Source organism: Nitratireductor lacus, from assembly GCF_056431025.1.
The window spans coordinates 281,428-301,523 of the sequence record NZ_JBWKMB010000001.1 but is presented as its reverse complement, the minus strand read 5'-3'; the positions used below and the strand labels follow the sequence as shown (position 1 = coordinate 301,523).

Annotated in this window: 18 protein-coding genes and 1 riboswitch; of the genes, 8 read left to right on the top strand and 10 right to left on the bottom strand. The window is 60.8% G+C overall.

The features are described from left to right. Nucleotides 1-2: 2 nt before the first annotated feature. The 6 genes from gcvH to AC07E3_RS01475 all read right to left on the bottom strand — a co-directional run bounded on the left by gcvH (nucleotide 3) and on the right by AC07E3_RS01475 (nucleotide 4,909). Entirely contained in the window at nucleotides 3-371 is a 369-nt protein-coding gene (gcvH, locus tag AC07E3_RS01500; protein WP_478360091.1) for a glycine cleavage system protein GcvH, read from the bottom strand. Between the two features lie 7 nt (nucleotides 372-378). Continuing rightward, entirely contained in the window at nucleotides 379-1,482 is a 1,104-nt protein-coding gene (gcvT, locus tag AC07E3_RS01495; RefSeq protein WP_478360090.1) for a glycine cleavage system aminomethyltransferase GcvT, read from the bottom strand. 148 nt (nucleotides 1,483-1,630) lie between these two features. Further along, nucleotides 1,631-1,729: riboswitch (glycine riboswitch) on the bottom strand. A gap of 128 nt (nucleotides 1,730-1,857) precedes the next feature. Beyond that, a complete protein-coding gene (locus tag AC07E3_RS01490; protein ID WP_336068479.1) occupies nucleotides 1,858-2,241 on the bottom strand; it encodes a helix-turn-helix domain-containing protein in 384 nt (127 codons plus the stop codon). Between the two features lie 206 nt (nucleotides 2,242-2,447). Beyond that, nucleotides 2,448-3,308, bottom strand: a complete 861-nt coding sequence (fghA, locus tag AC07E3_RS01485; RefSeq protein ID WP_478360089.1) for an S-formylglutathione hydrolase — start codon at nucleotides 3,306-3,308, stop codon at nucleotides 2,448-2,450. A 4-nt stretch (nucleotides 3,309-3,312) separates the two neighbouring features. Next, nucleotides 3,313-3,819, bottom strand: coding sequence for a YaiI/YqxD family protein (locus AC07E3_RS01480; RefSeq protein ID WP_478360088.1), 507 nt, complete (start codon nucleotides 3,817-3,819; stop codon nucleotides 3,313-3,315). Next, nucleotides 3,782-4,909 carry an S-(hydroxymethyl)glutathione dehydrogenase/class III alcohol dehydrogenase gene (locus tag AC07E3_RS01475; RefSeq protein ID WP_478360087.1) on the bottom strand — a complete coding sequence of 376 codons (1,128 nt, stop codon included), beginning with the start codon at nucleotides 4,907-4,909 and terminating at the stop codon, nucleotides 3,782-3,784. Before AC07E3_RS01475 ends, AC07E3_RS01480 begins: the two co-directional genes overlap by 38 nt. A gap of 208 nt (nucleotides 4,910-5,117) precedes the next feature. Between AC07E3_RS01475 and AC07E3_RS01470 the strand changes: the two genes are divergently transcribed. From AC07E3_RS01470 to AC07E3_RS01450, 5 genes are all read left to right on the top strand, one after another. Beyond that, nucleotides 5,118-7,130: an acetyl-CoA carboxylase biotin carboxylase subunit gene (locus tag AC07E3_RS01470; protein WP_478360086.1), complete on the top strand. Its 2,013-nt coding sequence runs from the start codon at nucleotides 5,118-5,120 to the stop codon at nucleotides 7,128-7,130. Nucleotides 7,131-7,143: 13 nt separating this feature from the next. Further along, nucleotides 7,144-7,824 carry an HAD hydrolase-like protein gene (locus AC07E3_RS01465; RefSeq protein WP_478360085.1) on the top strand — a complete coding sequence of 227 codons (681 nt, stop codon included), beginning with the start codon at nucleotides 7,144-7,146 and terminating at the stop codon, nucleotides 7,822-7,824. Nucleotides 7,825-7,926: 102 nt separating this feature from the next. Then, a complete protein-coding gene (dnaE, locus tag AC07E3_RS01460; RefSeq protein WP_478360084.1) occupies nucleotides 7,927-11,448 on the top strand; it encodes a DNA polymerase III subunit alpha in 3,522 nt (1,173 codons plus the stop codon). A gap of 125 nt (nucleotides 11,449-11,573) precedes the next feature. Next, nucleotides 11,574-12,665, top strand: coding sequence for a YjgN family protein (locus tag AC07E3_RS01455; protein ID WP_478360083.1), 1,092 nt, complete (start codon nucleotides 11,574-11,576; stop codon nucleotides 12,663-12,665). Between the two features lie 39 nt (nucleotides 12,666-12,704). Further along, complete coding sequence (locus AC07E3_RS01450) at nucleotides 12,705-13,745, top strand: M48 family metallopeptidase (protein WP_478360082.1); 1,041 nt, start codon at nucleotides 12,705-12,707, stop codon at nucleotides 13,743-13,745. A 27-nt stretch (nucleotides 13,746-13,772) separates the two neighbouring features. Here the strand turns inward: AC07E3_RS01450 and AC07E3_RS01445 are convergent, their stop codons facing one another. Beyond that, nucleotides 13,773-15,083, bottom strand: a complete 1,311-nt coding sequence (locus AC07E3_RS01445) for a DNA polymerase IV (RefSeq protein ID WP_336068499.1) — start codon at nucleotides 15,081-15,083, stop codon at nucleotides 13,773-13,775. Nucleotides 15,084-15,166: 83 nt separating this feature from the next. Between AC07E3_RS01445 and AC07E3_RS01440 the strand changes: the two genes are divergently transcribed. Further along, on the top strand, nucleotides 15,167-15,742 hold the full coding sequence (locus AC07E3_RS01440; protein ID WP_336068503.1) for a GNAT family N-acetyltransferase: 576 nt from the start codon (nucleotides 15,167-15,169) through the stop codon (nucleotides 15,740-15,742). Between the two features lie 221 nt (nucleotides 15,743-15,963). Here the strand turns inward: AC07E3_RS01440 and AC07E3_RS01435 are convergent, their stop codons facing one another. Further along, nucleotides 15,964-16,617: a hypothetical protein gene (locus tag AC07E3_RS01435; RefSeq protein ID WP_336068506.1), complete on the bottom strand. Its 654-nt coding sequence runs from the start codon at nucleotides 16,615-16,617 to the stop codon at nucleotides 15,964-15,966. A gap of 21 nt (nucleotides 16,618-16,638) precedes the next feature. Beyond that, nucleotides 16,639-16,923 carry a DUF3572 domain-containing protein gene (locus AC07E3_RS01430; RefSeq protein WP_478360081.1) on the bottom strand — a complete coding sequence of 95 codons (285 nt, stop codon included), beginning with the start codon at nucleotides 16,921-16,923 and terminating at the stop codon, nucleotides 16,639-16,641. A gap of 227 nt (nucleotides 16,924-17,150) precedes the next feature. Here AC07E3_RS01430 and AC07E3_RS01425 point away from each other — a divergent pair, with 227 nt between their 5' ends. Together AC07E3_RS01425 and AC07E3_RS01420 are read left to right on the top strand one after the other, a co-directional pair. Then, complete coding sequence (locus AC07E3_RS01425; protein WP_065815141.1) at nucleotides 17,151-17,522, top strand: response regulator; 372 nt, start codon at nucleotides 17,151-17,153, stop codon at nucleotides 17,520-17,522. Between the two features lie 42 nt (nucleotides 17,523-17,564). Then, entirely contained in the window at nucleotides 17,565-18,929 is a 1,365-nt protein-coding gene (locus tag AC07E3_RS01420; protein WP_478360080.1) for a PleD family two-component system response regulator, read from the top strand. A gap of 649 nt (nucleotides 18,930-19,578) precedes the next feature. On the opposite strand, the gene rpmG is transcribed toward AC07E3_RS01420, so the two are convergent. Beyond that, nucleotides 19,579-19,746 carry a 50S ribosomal protein L33 gene (gene rpmG / locus AC07E3_RS01415; protein WP_007008183.1) on the bottom strand — a complete coding sequence of 56 codons (168 nt, stop codon included), beginning with the start codon at nucleotides 19,744-19,746 and terminating at the stop codon, nucleotides 19,579-19,581. Nucleotides 19,747-20,096 lie beyond the last annotated feature (350 nt).

The window sequence follows — 20,096 nt, the reverse complement described above, 5'->3', positions numbered from 1 at the left end:
CCTCAGGCAATGGACGCCTTGTAGGCGGCTTCGTCCATGAGACCTTCAAGCTGACTCTCATCGGAGAGCTTCATTTTCCAGAGCCAGCCATCGCCGGTGGGGGCGGAGTTGATGAGGGCGGGCTCGCTGGTCAGGGCGTCGTTCACTTCCGCGACTTCGCCATCGGCGGGCGCATAGACATCGGATGCGGCCTTGACGGATTCGACCACGACGGCGGTGTCACCCTTGGAAAGCGTGGCGCCGGCTTCCGGCAACTCGACAAAGACCAGATCGCCAAGCTGTTCCTGCGCATAGTCGGTGATGCCGACGGTTGCGACGCCGTTCTCGACTTTGATCCACTCGTGATCTTCTGTGAAATAGGTCTGGCTCATCTGGCTGTTATCCTTTTTTGTAGCGCTGCGGCGTGAAGGGAAGGGAGTGGACATCAAGTGCGATGCGATTGCCGCGCACTTCGGTGAAAAGGCGGGTGCCGGGTTCGGAGAGCGTTTTTGCGACATAACCCATGGCGACCGGATGACCCGCCGAGGGGCCAAAGCCACCGGAGGTGACGCGGCCGATCTTCTCGCCCGCCTCGTTGATGAGCGGTGCGCCGGCGCGCACGGGCTGGCGTCCTTCCGGCTTCAGGCCGACGCGTTTTTCCCTTGCGCCATCTGCGATGATCTTCTGCAGAGCCTGCGCGCCAATGAATTTGCCTTCCTCGCGCAGCGCCTTTGGAACCGCCCACAGGATCGCGGCGCTTGCCGGGTCGGTGTTTTCGTCCAGATCCTGGCCGTGCAGGCAAAGACCCGCTTCCAGGCGCAGGCTGTCGCGGGCTGCAAGACCGACCCATTGAACGCGGTCATCGTCGAGCAGCTTGCGGGCGAAGCGCTCGGCTTCATCGAGGGGCAGGGCGACCTCGAAGCCGTCTTCACCGGTATAGCCCGAGCGGGCAGCAAACCAGCCCTCGCGCGGCTTCGTGCCGGTCATGAAGGTAAGGTCGCTCAGATCGAGGCCGGCAGCGATCATGACGGCCTCTGCATCCGGGCCCTGCAGTGCCAGTAGAACACGTTCGAGTGGCGTGAACGAGACGTCGAAATCTCCAGCGATGGCGCGGAAATGGGCTTCGTCCTTGTCGGCATTGCCAGCGTTTGCAACCACCATGAAGCGATTTGCGCCAAGGCGGGTGACGATCAGATCGTCGATGATGCCGGCCTTCTCATTGAGAAGGACGGTGTATTTTGACTGACCTTCTCTCAGGGCTGCTGCATCGAGCGGGCAGGCGCGCGACAGGAAATCGGCGGCACCGGCGCCTTCGACCTCGAAAAGCTGCATGTGGGAGATGTCGAACAGGCCGGCACTTTCGCGCGTGTGCAGGTGTTCTTTCATGACGCCGGCAGGGTAGGTCAGCGGCATGCGCCAGCCGGCGAATGCGCCGAAACGCGCGCCGGCATCTTCATGCAGCGCTTCCAGCGGCAAATGTTTTTGGGGTTTCGTGTCGCTCATCATTCCTCCAGAATCGCACGCATGCCGCGGTCAGCGGCATGTTCGTGCCCCTCTGTCGGAAGCCTGAGAGACTCGCGCAGCCGGAACCCTGTCGACCACGCTTACACCTTCGGCGCGGGGATCGCTCCCCGACTTTCCAGAGTGTCTTGACCCGTCTACGGTTCTTTTGCCTGAGAGATTTCGGGCGATTTCCCCTTCGGCGTCCGCCCCGGTTCTATCCGGTTTGGATCTCTCCCGCAGACAGGCAGGGCTTCTGCCCTCGACGGCTGGAAACTAGCGCAGGCGGATGTGTTTGTCACCTGCCATAACGCGGGCCGTGGCCCTTGCATGATGGTTTCTGTGCACAATACACCGGCGGTTCGCATCTGCTGATTATCAGCCTGCACCTGCGGCGCGGGCAAGATCGGCCTCGATCTGGGTGACGAGGCGGTTCGTCTCGTCCTGAAGTTTGCGGATACGCTTCAGATTGGCCGAGACGGCATTGACGAGCTCGGAGCGGCTTTCGTCTGCCGGCGAGACGCCCACGCCATGGAGAAGCCATGAGAGGCTCACATTCAGGACACCCGCAAGCATTGCAAGGCGATTGGCGCGGGGCTGCGAGCGGTCGCTTTCCCAGGCCTGTATCGTCGTAGCCTTCACGCCGAGGCGGCGGGCGAGTTCGGAGACCGAGAAGCCGACGGCGTCGCGTGCTCTGGAAAGACGACCGCCCATCGTGTCGCGGTCGGGTGAATCTGTATAGATATGTACGGTGTCCTGCACCGGTTTGCACCTCCGTTTTTTCTGTCGAGCATCTTTGGCTGGATGACCCGTCTGATGGCGGGATTTCTCGGGGGAGCATGCCGGAAGTGACGCGCCGGCACAACCTTGTGCCAGCGCGCCGATTGGGGTGTGGCTGAAAAGCGTTTTCGTGGCAGAGAGTTAGACGAAGAATGTAAGATGGAGATTCATCGGCTTCACGTATTGATTCAGGACGCTCGGGATTCAGGATAGCCGGCTGCGAGGCGTTTTGCGTGCCAGGCGAGGTGGTCGTCCATGAAGGTTGAGATGAAGAAGTAGGAGTGGTCGTAGCCCTCACGCATGTTGAGCGTGAGTGGAACGCCAGCCCTTTGGCAGGCTTCTTCGAACAGCCATGGGCGCAGACCTTCGTCCAGAAAGCTGTCCGCCGTACCCTGATCGATCAGGAATTCGGGAAAGCGTGCGCCATCGGCAACGAGCGCGCAGGCGTCGTGTCCGCGCCATGCGGCTTCGTCCGTTCCCAGATATTTCTCCAGCGCCGGTTTCGACCAGCCCGCCGTCGAGGGTTCGACGATCGGGGCGAAGGCGGAGCAGCTCCTGAAGCGGTCCGGGTTTTTAAGCGCGATGGTCAGCGCGCCATGGCCACCCATGGAATGCCCGAATATGCCCTGGCGATCCATGTCCGCCGGGAAGTTTTCGGCGATCAGTACCGGCAGTTCCTCGGTGATGTAGGAATACATGCGGTAGTTTTTGGCGAAGGGCTCCTGCGTGGCGTCCACATAGAAGCCTGCGCCCTTGCCGAACTGCCAGTTGTCCGCCTCGTCGGGCACGTCATCGCCGCGCGGGCTCGTGTCCGGGCAGACCACGATCATGCCGAGTTCGGCGGCCATGCGGCGGTATTCGCCCTTGTCCATGACATTGGCGTGCGTGCAGGTGAGGCCTGACAGATACCACAGGACCGGGCAGGGGCCGCTGGCTGCCTGCGGCGGCATGAACACGGCGAAGGTCATGTCGCACTGGCAGGTCTTGGAAGTGTGGCTGTAAACGCCCTGGACGCCGCCATGGGAGCGGGCGGTGGAGACGGTCTTCATGAGGTTAGTCCCTGTTTTCTTTCAAAGCGCGGCGCACGGTGCGGTCGAGCGCCTGCAGGAAGTCGGAGCGGTCGCGTGCGGTGAAGCCGGGATTGTATCCCTTGATCTCGCCGGATTCGCGCAGATCCTGCTTGAGGTTGCGCATGGCAACGGCCATGCCGATGGTTTCAGGCGTAAACGGGCGGCCGGTGGGGCCGAGCACGTGCACGTCCATCTCCACCAGGCGCGCGGCCAGCGGCACGTCCGCCGTGATGGCGATGTCGCCGGCCACGGCATTCTCCACGATCCAGTCGTCGGCGGCGTCGGCGGTGCCGGGCACCACCACATGCCGAACCATGGGATCGCGTGAGGGGCGCAGCCCGCCATTGGAGACATAGACGATGACAAGCCCGTGCCGCTCGGCGACACGGGCTGCTTCCGGTTTCACCGGACAGGCGTCTGCATCCACATAGATGGTCGGCAAGGATCCGGCCTCAGTACACCACCACGGAGCGGATGGATTCGCCCGCATGCATGAGATCGAAGCCCTTGTTGATCTCTTCGAGCGACAGGGTGTGCGTGATCATCGGGTCGATGTCGATCTTGCCCTCCATGTACCAGTCGACGATCTTGGGCACGTCCGTGCGGCCGCGCGCGCCGCCGAAGGCGGTGCCTTTCCAGGTGCGTCCGGTGACCAGTTGGAAGGGACGGGTGGAGATTTCCTGACCCGCACCGGCCACGCCGATGATGATGGACTCGCCCCAGCCGCGATGCGCGCTTTCCAGCGCCTGACGCATCACGTGGACATTGCCCGTGCAGTCGAACGTGTAGTCCGCGCCGCCGATCTGGTCCGCACCGCGCTTGGTCAGGTTGACGAGATAGGGAACGATGTCCTCGCCGACCTCCTTCGGATTGACGAAATGCGTCATGCCGAATTTCTCGCCCCATTCCTTCTTGTCGTTGTTCAGGTCCACACCGATGATCATGTCCGCGCCGGCAAGCCGGAGACCCTGAATCACGTTGAGGCCGATGCCGCCGAGGCCGAAGACGATGGCCGTCGAGCCGATCTCGACTTTTGCCGTGTTGATGACCGCGCCAACGCCCGTGGTCACGCCGCAGCCAATGTAGCAGATCTTGTCGAAGGGCGCGTCGGGATTGACCTTGGCGACCGCGATCTCGGGCAGGACTGTGAAGTTCGAGAAAGTCGAGCAGCCCATATAGTGGTGGATCTTCTCACCGTTCAGAGAGAAGCGGCTCGTGCCGTCCGGCATCAGCCCCTGACCCTGGGTGGAGCGGATCGCGGTACACAGATTGGTTTTCTGCGACAGGCAGGAGGGGCACGCGCGGCACTCGGGCGTGTAGAGCGGGATCACGTGATCGCCCTTCCTGAGGCTGGTCACGCCGGGGCCGACATCGACGACGACGCCAGCGCCTTCATGGCCAAGAATCGCCGGGAAGATGCCTTCCGGATCTGCGCCGGAGAGGGTGAACTCATCCGTATGGCAGATGCCGGTCGCCTTCACCTCGATCAGCACTTCGCCTTCGCGCGGGCCTTCGAGGTCGACCTCCATGATTTCAAGTGGCTTTCCTGCCTGAACGGCAACAGCGGCGCGGGTTTTCATGGACAATTCTCCTGCAAGTCCGGAATCTAAGACGAAAGTTTCGGGCGAAAGTTTCAGGAATTGTTATATCCCGCAAGCCCGAACCGGCCATAGGATGACGCAATCTGACAAACCCGCTTCTCATGCGACAATCGTGTGAAACGCTTGAGCGGGAGCATGCAAAGCCATAAAACAGAAACAACGTCGCTCGTGGGGGGAAACACCGTTCATGTTCAAGAAGATCCTCGTCGCCAATCGCGGTGAAATCGCCTGCCGGGTCATGAAGACAGCGAGGAGGATGGGCATCGCCACCGTTGCGGTCTATTCCGACGCGGATGCGGATGCCGTGCATGTGGAGATGGCAGACGAGGCGGTGCATATCGGCCCGGCTGCCGCCAATCAGAGCTATCTGTTGGGTGAACGGATCATTGCTGCCTGCAAGCAGACAGGTGCGGAGGCCGTGCATCCGGGCTACGGTTTTCTGTCAGAGAATGCTGCGTTCTGCGAGAAGCTTGAGGCGGAGGGCATTGTCTTCATCGGCCCCAAGCCGAAGGCCATTCAGGCCATGGGTGACAAGATCACGTCCAAGAAGATTGCCGCAGAGGCCGGGGTGTCAACGGTTCCGGGTTTCATGGGGCTGATCGAAGACGCCGAACATGCGGTGAAGATCGCCGGTGAAATCGGTTATCCGGTGATGATCAAGGCGTCGGCCGGCGGTGGCGGCAAGGGCATGCGGATCGCGTGGAACGATGCGGAAGCGCGTGAAGGTTTTGCCCGGTCCAGATCGGAAGCGGCATCATCCTTCGGCGATGACCGGATCTTTATCGAGAAATTCATCGAGGAGCCGCGCCACATCGAGATACAGGTGTTGGCCGATGCACAGGGCAACTGCCTCTACCTCGGCGAGCGCGAGTGCTCCATACAGCGCCGCAACCAGAAAGTCGTGGAGGAGGCCCCGTCGCCCTTCCTGGATGCCGAGACGCGCGCGGCCATGGGCGCACAGTCGGTGGCGCTGGCAAAAGCCGTTGATTATCAGAGTGCTGGCACGGTCGAGTTCATCGTCGACAAGAACCGCAATTTCTACTTTCTGGAAATGAACACGCGCCTTCAGGTGGAGCATCCGGTGACCGAGCTTGTCACCGGCATCGACCTGGTGGAGCAGATGCTGCGGGTGGCGGCAGGCGAGGCGTTGTCCTTCGGTCAGGAGGACATCAAGCTCAATGGCTGGGCCGTTGAAAGCCGCATCTATGCAGAAGACCCGGTGCGAAACTTTCTGCCCTCCATCGGCAGGCTGACCCGCTACCGTCCGCCGGAGGAGGGCCGTTTTGGCGATGCCGTGCTGCGCAACGACACGGGGGTGACGGAGGGGTCGGAAATTTCCATGTTCTACGATCCTATGATCGCCAAGCTCTGCACCTGGGCGCCGGAGCGGCTGGACGCGATCAACGCGATGAGCGAGGCGCTGGACCGTTTCGTGATCGACGGGATCGAGCACAACATACCGTTCCTCGCGGCTCTGATGAGCCATCCGCGCTGGCGTGAAGGGCGTCTGTCGACCGGTTTCATCGCGGAGGAGTTTCCCGATGGTTTTGCGCCGCCATCGCCTATGGCGGGCGAGCGCACGGTGCTGGCTGCGGTGGCGCTGGCCGTAGAACTTCTGCGGCGTGACCGGCTGGACCGGCTGACGGGCCGTCTCGCGCCGCATTCGGGCGAGCTGAAGCGTGACTGGGTGGTGCGGCTGGATGACGACTATCTGTCCGTCAGCCTTGTCGAGGGCATGATCTCGATCCCGCTGGAAATGGATATCCGCATCGGCGATGCCGATCCGGTGACCGTGCGCTCTTCCTGGCGTCCGGGCGAGCCTGTCTGGGAGGGCGAGGTCAATGGCCGCATGGTTGCGGTTCAGGTGCGGCACATTCTGAATGGTGTGAGGCTTGCGTGGCAGGGCGTCTCTGCTGATGCCCGCGTTATGCTGCCGCGTATTGCCGAGCTTGACCGGTTGATGCCCGTGCGCGAAGCGCCTGACACGTCGAAGATGCTGCTTTGCCCGATGCCTGGACTGGTCGTGTCCGTCGCAGTCGCCGAGGGACAGGAGGTCAAGGCGGGTGAAACCCTCGCCATTGTCGAGGCGATGAAGATGGAGAATGTCCTGCGTGCCGAGCGCGACGGGATGGTGGCAAAGATCAATGCCGCGCCCGGTGACAGCCTCGCCGTGGATGCGGTCATCATGGAATTCGAATAGGAGCCTTCCCAAAATGGCGGAGAATGAAAAGCGGGCAGCCGTGCTGTTCGACCTCGACGGCACGCTGACGAACCCGTTCGCCGGCATTTCCAATGGAATCCGCCACGCGATGGAAAAGATGGGGCGCACCGCGCCCGACGATGATGCCATCCGCTCCCATATAGGGCCACCATTGCAGGTGACCTTTGCCGCCTTTCTCGAGACGGACGACGAGGCACGCATCTGGGAGGCCGTGGGGCACTACCGCGAGCGTTATCAACGGGTTGGGAAATTCGAGAACGAGATCATACCAGGCATCAGGGACGTGCTCGCTCACTGTGTGGAGACGGGGTATTTCCTGTCGCTTGCGACATCGAAGCTGGAGTCTTACAGCAGGGACATCCTCGCTCATTTCGGCATTTCGGAATATTTCGATGCGGTCCATGGCTCAGCACCCGATGGCACCAATGCCGACAAGGCGGACCTGATCCGGCACATTCTGGCGAGCGAGCCGATTGACGCTGCCAATGCCGTGATGATCGGTGACCGGCTGCACGATGTTGCCGGTGGCAAGGCGAACGGAGTGCCTGCAATCGGTGTTTTATGGGGCTTTGGTGACAGGGTCGAACTTGAACAGGCAGGCGCGTTGGCCGTCGTCGAGCGGCCTTCAGACCTAGCCTCTGCAATTGAGAGCGTTCTCACCGTCCCGGTCTGACCTTCATAAAGCCGTGTGCTGCCCGTCTGCGGGCCTTTACCCATTCAGCTCGATGCGGAACAATAAGGCGTTGAGTCTTCAGGAACCGAGCGGCAGCAATTCATGGCGAGCGACAGGCGTTTGCGCGATCCGATTTTCGCGGCAGCGGAGCGTGAGAGAAACAGGCCCGAGCGACCTTTCATCCATCTGAGGGTGCACTCGGCCTATTCGCTGCTCGAAGGCGCGTTGCCCCTTGGCAAGATCATCGGCCATGCGCTGAAGGACGAAGCGCCTGCCATCGCCATCACCGACACCAACAATCTGTTCGGCGCGCTTGAGTTCTCGCAGAAAGCTTCCAAGGAAGGGCTGCAGCCGATCGTCGGCTGTCAGCTTGATTGTGCGTTTGAGGATGCGCTGGCGGAAAGCCGCCGCGGCAACAGTCGAAAGGGCGGCTCCCAGTATGAGCCGCTGGTTCTGATTGCCGCGACCGGGGAAGGCTATGCCAATCTCGTCCGGCTGGTCAGCCGGGCCTATCTGGAAAACGAGCCGGGTGCGGCCACCCACATCACCACCGAATGGCTGACCGAGCTTTCCGGAGGCATTATCTGCCTGAGCGGTGGTCCACGTGGACCGATTGGGGCTGCGCTGAAGGCCGACCGCCCGGAGGTGGCCGAGCAGCGTCTTCTGTTCCTGAAAGAGTGTTTTGGCAACCGGCTCTATGTGGAACTGGAGCGCTTTGAAGGCTATGACCGCACTCTGGAGGCGGCCGCTGTCGAGCTTGCCTACAGGCATGAATTGCCGCTGGTTGCCACCAACGAGGCATTTTTTCCGGCCCGTGACGACTTTGAGGCTCATGACGCGCTGATCGCCATCGCCGAGGGCGCGGTCATCGCCATGGATGATCGTCGGCAACTCACGCCGGACAATTATCTGAAGAGCCAGGCCGAGATGGCGCGGCTCTTTTCCGATCTGCCCGAGGCCATCGACAACACGATCGAGATTGCCCGGCGCTGTTCCTATTTTACGCAGACGCATCCGCCGATCCTGCCGCGGTTTACGGGGGCGGATGCAGCCGATGCGGAAGCTGCTCTTCAGGCCGAAGCCGATGAATTGCGGCGGCAGGCTCATGAGGGGCTGGAACGCCGGATCGAAACGCAGGGACTAGCGGAAGGCTATACGCGCGAGACCTATGTCGAACGGCTCGATTATGAGCTCGGCATTATCGAACGCATGAAGTTTCCGGGTTACTTCCTGATCGTTTCGGACTTCATCAAATGGGCCAAGGCGCAGGACATCCCCGTGGGACCGGGACGTGGTTCGGGTGCCGGCTCGCTGGTGGCCTATGCGCTGACAATCACGGATGTGGATCCGCTGCGGTTCTCGCTGCTGTTCGAGCGCTTCCTCAATCCAGACCGCGTGTCGATGCCCGACTTCGATATCGACTTTTGTCAGGACCGCCGCGAAGAGGTGATCCGCTACGTGCAGGAGAAGTATGGCCGCGATCAGGTGGGGCAGATCATCACCTTCGGTACGCTGCAGGCACGCGCCGTGCTGCGCGATGTCGGTCGCGTGCTGCAGATGCCCTACGGACAGGTGGACAGGCTCTGCAAGATGGTGCCGTCCAATCCGGCCAACCCGACACCATTGCCCAAGGCCATCGAGGACGAGCCGCGCTTCGCTGAAGAGGTGGAGAAGGAGCCGATTGTCGGCACGCTTCTCGACTACGCTCAGAAGCTGGAAGGCCTCTACCGCCACGCCTCGACGCACGCTGCCGGCATCGTGATCGGCGACCGGCCGCTGTCGGAACTGGTTCCGATGTATCGAGACCCGCGGTCCGACATGCCGGTCACCCAGTTCAACATGAAATGGGTCGAGCAGGCGGGACTGGTCAAGTTCGACTTTCTTGGCCTGAAAACGCTGACGGTTCTGGAAACGGCTGTGAAGCTCATCCGCCGGCGTGGGATCGAGATCGACCTGTCGCGCATACCGCTTGATGATCCGGACACTTACGCAATGCTCTCACGCGGTGAGACAGTCGGCGTGTTCCAGGTGGAATCGGCGGGCATGCGCAAGGCGCTGATCGGCATGAAGCCGGACCGGATCGAGGACATCATCGCGCTCGTGGCGCTTTACCGTCCGGGTCCGATGGAGAACATCCCGACCTACAATGCGCGCAAGCATGGTGAAGAGGAAATCGCCTCGATCCATCCCAAGATCGACCATCTGGTAAAGGAGACGCAGGGCGTCATCGTCTACCAGGAGCAGGTGATGCAGATCGCGCAGGAGCTCGCCGGCTACACGCTCGGACAGGCCGATCTTTTGCGCCGCGCCATGGGCAAGAAGATCCGCGCCGAAATGGAAAAGCAGCGGGGCATCTTCGTGAAGGGTGCGACCGAGCGTGGTGTTTCGAAGCAGCAGGCCGATTTCATTTTCGACCTTCTGGCCAAGTTCGCCGACTATGGCTTCAACAAGTCGCATGCGGCCGCCTATGCCATCGTTTCTTATCAGACGGCCTATCTGAAGGCGCATTACCCGGTCGAGTTTCTGGCCGCGTCCATGACCTACGACATGGCCAATACGGACAAGCTCAACGACTTCCGGCGCGACGCCATGCGGCTCGGCATCGAGGTGGTTTCGCCTTCGGTTTTGACATCGCATCGTCCGTTCGAGGTGGGCGAGAACAGGATTTATTATGCTCTGGCCGCGATCAAGGGCGTCGGCGACGCTGCGGTCGAGCACATTGTCGAAAAACGCAATGAGAAGCAGTTCGAGAGCCTGGAGGATTTCTGCGCTCGCATCGATCCGAAGATTGTTGGAAAGCGCGTCTTTGAAAGTCTCATCCAGGCCGGTGCCTTCGACTGTTTTGGACACGACCGTGCGGCTCTCTTTGGCGGCATCGACCGGTTGATGGGCATGGCTGCACGCGCTGCGGAAGATGCAGCCATGGGGCAGGGCGATATTTTCGGGATGTCGGGTGGCGGCGAGCCACAGACAATACATCTGCCGACGGTCGAGCCATGGTCGGCTGCCGACAAGCTTCACCGTGAATTCCAGGTGGTCGGCTGTTATCTCTCGGCGCATCCGCTGGATGAATATGCCGAGATTCTGGAAAAGATGCGGGTGCAGAACTGGGGTGATTTCCAGGCTGCCGTGAAGCGTGGCGCCAGTGCCGGCCGCCTTGCCGGCACCGTTACGTCCAAACAGGAACGGCGCACGCGCACCGGCAACAAGATGGGCATCATCCAGCTTTCCGATGCTACGGGACAGTATGAGGCGGTGCTGTTCTCCGAGGCACTGGCGCAGTACCGCGATCTGTTGGAAGCAGGCTCCTCGGTGGTCATCATGGTGGGCGCGGAGAACAGGCCGGAAGGCGTCAATCTGCGCATCCAGGCCGTGCAATCCCTGGAGGAAGAGGCCTGTCGGATGCAGAAGGCGTTGCGCATCTACCTGCGCGATCCGAAGCCGCTGGCCGCAATCTCATCGCAACTGACACAGCGCGGTGACGCCCAGGTCAGCCTCGTCGTCATCAAGGAAGGCGGGCAGGGTGAGATCGAGGTTGGTCTGCCCAACCGATACCGCATTTCGCCACAGATCGCTGCCGCCATGCGGGCGGTTCCCGGGGTCGTCGAGGTCGAACTCGTTTAGGGTCCTGACCCCAGGGGCGGGACCTCGGCTGGCGGACGAGCTATTCTGCAACTTCTGATCGTTGTTTTGTACGGCCTTTGTGATTAGAAGGCCCCATTGTTTGATTCATATTCGAGGATTTTGTTGTGACCTCTTTGAAAACGGCGGCTGCGGGCCGTGAAGCGCCTGTTCACCTCGGGTTTTCCTTTACCGGACGGGCGCTGGAGTATTTCGGTATCTGGATCGTCAACCTTTTATTGTCGATCATTACGCTTGGTATCTACACCGCATGGGCGAAGGTGCGGCGTCTGCGATATTTTTATGGAAACACCTGGCTCGACGGCCACAATTTCGAGTATCACGCCCGTCCGGTCAAAATCCTGATCGGGCGCATTATCGTCGTGGCCCTTCTGGTTGCCTATAATCTCCTGGTCAGCATTTCCCCGATTTTCGGCCTCCTGATCATTCTTTATCTGCTGGCTTTTCCCTGGCTCCTCAACAAGTCCATGGCGTTCAACGCGCGGATGACCAGCTATCGCAATGTGCGGCTCAATTTCCGTGGGTCCTATTGGGGCGCGTTTCTGGCGTTCGTGATCATGCCGATCGTGGCGCTCCTGACGGCAGGCCTGCTCTTCCCTCTCGCTTCCAAGCTTTCCAACGACTATATCGGCCGTCATCTTGGGTATGGTTCGGCCCGGTTTGAAACACGGGCGCCACTCAAGGCTCTCTATGGCAATCTGGGTGCGACGATCCTGTTCGTCATCATGGTCACCCTGGTGTGTGCCGGGATCGGTTTTCTCGTCGGTTCATCGCTTGTCGCCGCTGGAAACATGATGCAGGGCGGGGGTGACGAACTCCTGGATGTGCTGACTTTCGGGCCGGTCACCGGTGCACTCATCGGCGGGTATATCGCGCTCGCGCTTGCTTATCTTTTCTATGCCGCGGGTGTGCGCAACATCGCGTATAATTACACGGTTCTGGACAGCCAGCATCACCTGGTCTCAACTGTGAACCGTATGCGGTATGTGTGGATTCTGGTTTCAAACCTGTTTGCCACGATCCTGTCTCTCGGGCTCCTGCGGCCCTGGGCCGCGGTCCGCACGTGGCGCTACCTGGCGAGCAGCACGGGTCTTCTGGCCGCCGGACCGCTCGATCATTTCGTCGACGAAGCCGCACCTGAAGGCAATGTGGGCGCGGCAGAGTTTTTCGATATCGAAGGTATCGATTTCGGGCTCTAGCCCGGTGCGCCATGCGGTGGCGCGGGGAACGGTTGGATCATGATTGACGGACGCTATTTTCCGCCAGGGTCATCACGCGCTGTCGCGGCCAGCCTTACCGGCGGGCCGGGGCGGCCCGCGCTGAAACGGGAGGACGAGCCGCAGGCGCAGGCAGTGGTTCTGATGTCGGTCTCCGATCCCCTGGCCGGTGTTCCACGCAAGCTCACATTTGCCGATGGCGGCGTCTTTGAAGCGCCGCTTGAAGCCGATGTGGACGGTTTCCTGAACACGGGCGGAAGCTTCTTTTCACGCCTCACAAGGCTCGAAGCCAATCTCGGCCTGGTCGCTGCAGCGGCTGTTGTTACCGTCGGCCTCGTTTTTGCGATCTACCGGTTCGGCATCCCGCTCCTGGCATCCGGTGCTGCGGCGATCACACCACCGCCCATCGTGGCCGCGATGGATCGCGGGACGCTGGAAACGGTGGACCGAGTGGTCTTCTCTCCATCGGAACTGGACGAGGGACGAAAGCAGCAACTGCAGGCCATGTTCCATGAACTGGCGGGTTTTGCGGACGATGCGGGGCCGGCGCTGAAACTGCAGCTGCGCCGGGGCGGTGCCATCGGTGCGAACGCGCTGGCGCTGCCTGGTGGAACGATCGTTATTACCGACGAGCTTGTCGCGCTCGCTGTATCCGACGACGAGATCGCCGGCGTGATTGCGCATGAGATTGGCCATGTACGCGAGCGACACTCGCTGCAGCAGATCTATCGGGTTTTGGGAATCGGCTTCATGGTCGGCCTGATTGGCGGTGACGCGAGCCAGTTGGTAGACGACGTGGTGACACAGGCGAGTGCGCTGCAGACACTCGTCTATTCGCGCGAGTTTGAGACCCACGCCGATCTTTACAGCGTTGCACTCATGGCCCGGGCGGGGCGCGATCCACTCGCGTTCGTGGATCTGCTTGACCGCATCGTGAGGGCGGCCGGCGGCTCAGATGAAACCGGCTGGTTGGCGACACATCCAGGCACAAAGGACCGGCGTGAGGCCGTCCGCAAGCGCGTTGAGGAACTTGGTGAGGCAGGGGAAACGGCCAGAAACTGACCGTGCCTGTGTCGCGCGCCGTCCATCTCAGTCGTCACCGTCGCGCTGTGGCTGTCCAGCCTTTCCGTGACCGAACGTGTAGCCGGTTTCCACCGCCTGTTTGCCGAATTTTTCGCGCAGGCTGTCCATGGCGCCTTCGGCAAGCGCACGCTTGTGGGAAAGACGGTCTACCAGATCGGGCGGGTCGGCCTTGGCCGCATCCGTCAGGTCACTCACACCGATGCCCAGAAGGCGAAAGCGTGTGCCATCGATTTCGCGCTTCAGCAGGTCGAGGCCGGTGTGGAAGATGCGGTCGGCCAATCGGGTCGGATCGCCCAACTGCCGGTTGCGCGTACGGATGCGGAAATCGGCGGTCTTGAGCTTCAGGACGATCGTGCGTCCGGCGATGTCGGCCTTCTTGAGGCGGGCGGATACGCGCTCGGAGAGTGCGCGCAGCACCGGCACCAGATCTTCGGCGCGGGACAGATCGACATTGAACGTGGTTTCGGAGGAGACGCTTTTTGCCTCGCTGCGCGGTTTCACGCTGCGCTCGTCCATCCCGCGGGAGAGGTGATAAAGGCGGTCTCCCATCGTGCCATAGCGACGCATCAGGTCGTTGCGTTCCATGGTCTGTAGCTGGCCGATCGTGTGCAGCCCGTCTCTGGCGAGTGTGGCGGTGAAGGCCTTGCCCACGCCCCAGATCAGGGTGACGGGCTGCCGGGAAAGAAAGGAGAATGCTTCCGATTTGCCAATCACCGAAAAGCCTCTCGGCTTGTCCAGATCTGAGGCGACCTTGGCCAGGAACTTGCAGTAGGAAAGCCCCACCGAGACGGTAATACCGACCTCTTCTTCCACCTGGCGCGCAAAGCGGGCGAGCACCATGGCGGGAGGTGCGCCGTGCAGTTTTTCGGTGCCGGAAAGGTCGAGAAAGGCTTCGTCGATGGAGAGCGGCTCGACCATGGGGGTGAGCGCTTCCATCATCGAGCGCACCTGCCGGCCCACTCGGACGTATTTTTCCATATCCGGCTTGATCACCACTGCTTCAGGGCAGGCTTCCAGTGCCTTGAACATGGGCATGGCCGAGCGCACCCCGTTGATGCGGGCGATATAGCACGCCGTTGACACCACACCCCTTTTGCCACCGCCAATGATGACGGGCCTGTCGCGCAGCTCCGGATTGTCGCGCTTCTCGACGGCGGCGTAGAATGCGTCGCAATCGATATGTGCCAGGAACAGGTTCTCCAGTTCCGCATGTGCAAGCATGCGTGGGCTGCCGCACGACCGGCAACGCCTGGACGCAGTCTGCGCCGGGGTCAGGCAGTCACGGCAAAGGCCGTGCGGGAGGGCGTTGACAGGCATGGTATATCATGTGAACATAAAGTGAACATGCATCTTACTGGAAACGGCATCGGGGCACAAGCTGCGGTGTGGAGGAGGCTGAGGTGAACTATCAAGTCGCGCCTCTGACGCCGGAGTTGTGGCCGGCGTTCGAGGATCTGTTTGGCAGGCAGGGGGCCTGCTATGGATGCTGGTGCACGCATTTTCGCCTGCCGCCGGCTGTGCGGCGTGAGAACAACCGCGAGCGTAACAAAGACCACATAAAGGCGCGGATCGAGGCTGGTCCGCCCCCCGGACTCCTTCTGGTTGAGGGCGGTCGCGCCGATGGCTGGATGCAGATCGGCCCGCGTGGCGATGTTCCTGAGTGGAACAACAGGGGGCGTGTTTCGGCGCCCGTGGAGGATGGCGATGACCGGGATCCGACGGTCTGGGCAATCTCCTGCTTTTTCCTGCGTCCCTCGGCGCGCCGTAAAGGGCTGTCGCACCACCTGGTGGCTGCCGGGATCGACCACGCCCGTGTTCAGGGAGCCCGTTTTCTGGAGGCCTGTCCGATAACCCGCTCCAGGGATACACGCTCCATTGGCCTCTTTGTCGGATCGACGCGGGTTTTTGAGAAGGCGGGATTTGAGACGGTTCTGGAGCGCAAGGCAGGGCGCCCGTTGATGCGGTTGACGCTTTGACGCCGCGTGCCATGCGGCGCCGCAGTTATACCGGCATGGGGGCCGAATTGCTTATGGTAACGCAGCACTTTGAGCAGGGTGGTATGCCGGGCGGGCCTTGCCGGAGCATCGAACTGAAAAATGGAAGCCGGCTTTCGGGTTATTCCGGTGTCTGATCAGCGGTTTGGAGCGCCTTTTGTGCGCCTGGACGGACGCACGGCCATTTTAACAGATACTGACCCCTAGAGATTTAGCGAGCGGGAGATTTTTTCGCCGGCCTCTTTCCAGTGTTCAACCACCGTTATCCCCTGCGGGATCGGGGGCATGAGCGCGCGTACGGAATTGTCGGCCATGAGGTGAAAAAGATGCGCGTCCACGACCGTGTCGCGTACGGAGACAAGGTTGTAATACATGTCATCGACGAAGGCGACGGGGCGGGGATGGTGGCCGCGCAGGCGCTTGATCGCGGGCCCCTTGGCGCGTTCCGTGGTCAACAGTGGGTAGCGCATGTCGAGCTGGTCGAGCAGGGTGCGGCGTGTCTGTCGATAGCGATGCGGCATGGCGGTAAGGAGCACCACCTGGCTCGCCCTGGACAGGCGTGCAATGGTCTCCGAAGCGTCTTCGGCGAGCTTCTGCCAGTCGTGCTGAACCTCGAAGAATGCATCGACAAGCTGAGCGACCGTTTCATTGTCCACGCGCTGACCGGATGAGAGGTCGGTCACGTTTCCGTTCAGGCCAAAGCTTTCCAGTTTCAGTTCGAAGCCGCGCGTGCGCAGATATTCCGGAAACGGCCTGATGAATTCCAGGATCACATCGTCCACATCGAGCACAATCAGGGGATCGTTGCTGAGTGAAAGCTCATCAATCTGCCGGGCGGTTTCCGGGTCAATCGTCATATGTCGCTGTCCAAAGTTGTGTCAGGGCTGGATGTCGTAGGATGTGTTGCCGTGGGGCAGGGCGGAGGGTGCCTGGGCTACGATCCGGGGAGCAATGCCGCTTTCCTCGGAAAAGCGCAACAGGGTCGGTTCGTGTGCCAGAATGAACTGCAGAACGCCGGTCAGAAATCCTGGTTCGGCAGCGGCGACGCGGATCTGGTTTGCCTCGATACCGGTGAGTGAGAGAAACCGTGGCAGGAGTTGGTCGTCTGCGGCTATGAATGCCAGGGCGGAAACGGCTATGGCTTCGGCTTCCTCTCGTTGCATGGTCCTTCTCTCCAATCGATGTCAGGGATGGTGCGCGGCATTTTCCGTGAGACGAATTGCGCGCAAATCCAGGGCCGCTATGCTGTAAAGCTACGATTCGCGGGCGCCCATTACCGATTCATAAATCAAATCGTGCAAGGGTGGCGTCTGAAACTTCGTTGTCTGACGTGTTCCCGGCAGGGCCGGGTCTTAGGCGAAGGCAGCGGGGTTGAGTGGGACGGGGTGTGATGTCGAAGAAAGTCATGATCGTCGAAGACAACGAGCTCAACATGAAGCTCTTTCGCGATCTCATCGAGGCAAGCGGTTACGATACGGTGCGCACCCGTGATGGATTGCATGCGCTGGACCTCGCGCGTGAGCATCGCCCCGACCTGATCCTGATGGACATTCAGTTGCCGGAGGTTTCCGGGCTCGAGGTCACGAAATGGCTCAAGCAGGACGATGACCTGCATACCATACCCGTCATCGCGGTAACGGCCTTTGCCATGAAAGGCGATGAGGAGCGTATCCGCCAGGGCGGCTGCGAGGCCTATATCTCCAAGCCGATTTCCGTGCCGAGTTTCATCGAAACGATCAAATCCTATCTGGGGGATGCCTGATGCTGCGGACGGCTTCCCGAAGACCTTCGTGAGGAGCCGGTCATGACCGCGCGCATTCTGGTTGTTGACGACGTCCCGTCCAATGTGAAGCTTCTCGAGAGCCGGTTGCTGGCGGAGTATTTCGAGGTTGTCTGTGCGCATAGCGGTGCGGAAGCCCTGAAAATCTGCACCGGCGGCAAGGTGGATGTCGTTCTGCTGGACGTCATGATGCCCGGGATGGATGGCTTCGAGGTCTGCCGCAGGCTCAAGTCAAATGCCGCCACACAGCATATTCCCGTTGTGATGGTGACAACACTGGGCGAAACATCCGACCGCGTGCGGGGGCTGGAAGCCGGCGCCGACGACTTTTTGTCCAAACCCGTGGACGACCTTCAGCTGGTGACACGGGTGAAAAGCCTGGTGCGGCTGAAAATGCTGACGGATGAACTGCGGCTGCGGACGGAGACAGCGGAGAACGCCGGTTTCGAGCCGGGACTGGAGGAGGATCGGCGCGATTCATCCGCCATCCTGCTGATTGACGAGGCTCCCCATTCGTCCGCTGCGATCTCGGCCATGTTGCGGGGGCATTTTTCTCTTGATGTCGAGGACGATCCGCAAGCCGGTCTCTTTCGCGCCGCCGAAGGTGGTTATGAATGCGTTCTCGTGACCTCCAGCTATGCGACCTATGATCCGCTGCGGCTCTGCGCCCAGTTGCGCGCGCTGGACCGCACCCGGCTTCTGCCGGTGATGCTGGTGGTCGACCAGGACGAGGGACCGATGATCGCGCGGGCGCTGGAACTCGGGGTGAATGATTACATCGTTCGTCCGGTCGATCAGCAGGAGCTTCAGGCTCGCCTGCGCACGCAGTTGCGGCGCAAGCGCTATAATGACCGTCTGCGCTCGAGTGTCAGCCAGAGTTTTCGGATGGCCGTGACAGATCCTCTGACGGGGCTTCACAACCGCCGCTATCTCGACACGCATCTGCCGAAGCTTCTGGCGCGCGCCGTTGCGCGTCGGCGCTCCCTGTCGGTGATGATGGCCGACATAGACCTCTTCAAGGCGATCAACGATCGCTGGGGTCACCCGAGCGGCGATGATGTGCTGCGTGAATTCGCCGACCGATTGCGTCAGAACATCCGGGGCATCGATCTGATCTGCCGTTTCGGGGGGGAAGAGTTCGTTGTTGTAATGCCGGATACCGAGCGCGACATGGCCGAAATGGTGGCCGAGCGTCTACGGGTTGCCATAGCGAGCGAGCCCTTCACGGTTGATGGCGGCAAGAACGCGATCGCGGTCACGACCAGTGTTGGTGTGGTTGGTTGTGCGGGGGGCAATGGTGACCCGGCTGACCTTCTGAAGCGCGCGGACGCTGCACTCTACGATGCGAAAAGCAAAGGGCGCAATCGCGTGGTGGCCTCCGCGGCCTGAGGCCGGGTGATGCCCATATCGTGAATGCGCGCGGCAGACAGGCGCCGTGCCTCGGTGTGCCTGGATCACACCACTGCCAGCACACGGGTAGTCGTGCAGCACGAAAGAGTGATAACCCACTCCACCAATTAGGGGCTGACGAAACGCAAGGTGCACGCCATATTTAACCCTAACGTCAGGGAGTTGGCGGGAATGGTTAAGTAAGTGTTGATTTTCTGACCGCCCTGCGCAAATCTCTCGACCGACAGGGGCGGGCTTCAGGTCATGGCGTTTATCGCCGGGCTGCCGCCTCGAGATACCCCATGATGCTCAGGTCCGCCGCATCTCCTGGGTCCGTGGGGTTGGCCGGCCGGCGCTGGTTTATAGTGGCCTCCTCGTACCGCTGCCAGTTTGCCGACCGGCCCCCGATTTCTTCCCGTCGAACAGGCATTTTCAACACCCATGGCCGGCCGATCGCTCCAGACGGCCTTCAAAGCGTATGGATTCAAAGCATTTCGCAGTCAGGTGGAAACGCCTGGCGTCCGAATAAACACGCGAAAGCAGGCAGATGGAGCGCAGCGGCGTTTCCGTGAAACGGTGAACCGCCCGGGAACACAAACAAAAACGCCGCCCGGGGGCGGCGTTCCGATAAGGCGCGGCGAAACCGGATCTATTTGATCTTGGTTTCCTTGAACTCCACATGCTTCTTGGCAATGGGGTCGTATTTCCGCTTGGTCATCTTGTCGGTCATCGTGCGGCTATTCTTCTTCGTGACGTAGAAGAAGCCCGTGTCCGCCGTCGACTGGAGCTTGATCTTGATGGTCGTGGCCTTCGCCATGTCTGTCGTCCGTTTCTGGTGGTTTGTCGGTCGCGCGAAAGCAGAATCTCTCCACCAGCGCTTAAAGAGTCTGGCGGACACATAAAGGGTACACGCGGAAAGTCAAGCCGGGTTATGCATGAGTGGGAGGCAAGTGGCGCAGTCGGCTTGCCTTCTCATTCATATCATCGATGCCGAAAGCTGAACGGACTTGTGATGGGGGCTGGGACTGCTGGCCACCATCTCATGGTTCCTTCACAATCGGATTCGAAGACGAGATTGAATTCTTAGCGTTAGCTGTCCGTATTGATACTTTTTTGCGAATATATTATTTTTGTATAAATTTATTAATAAATAGTTTTTCCCAAAGG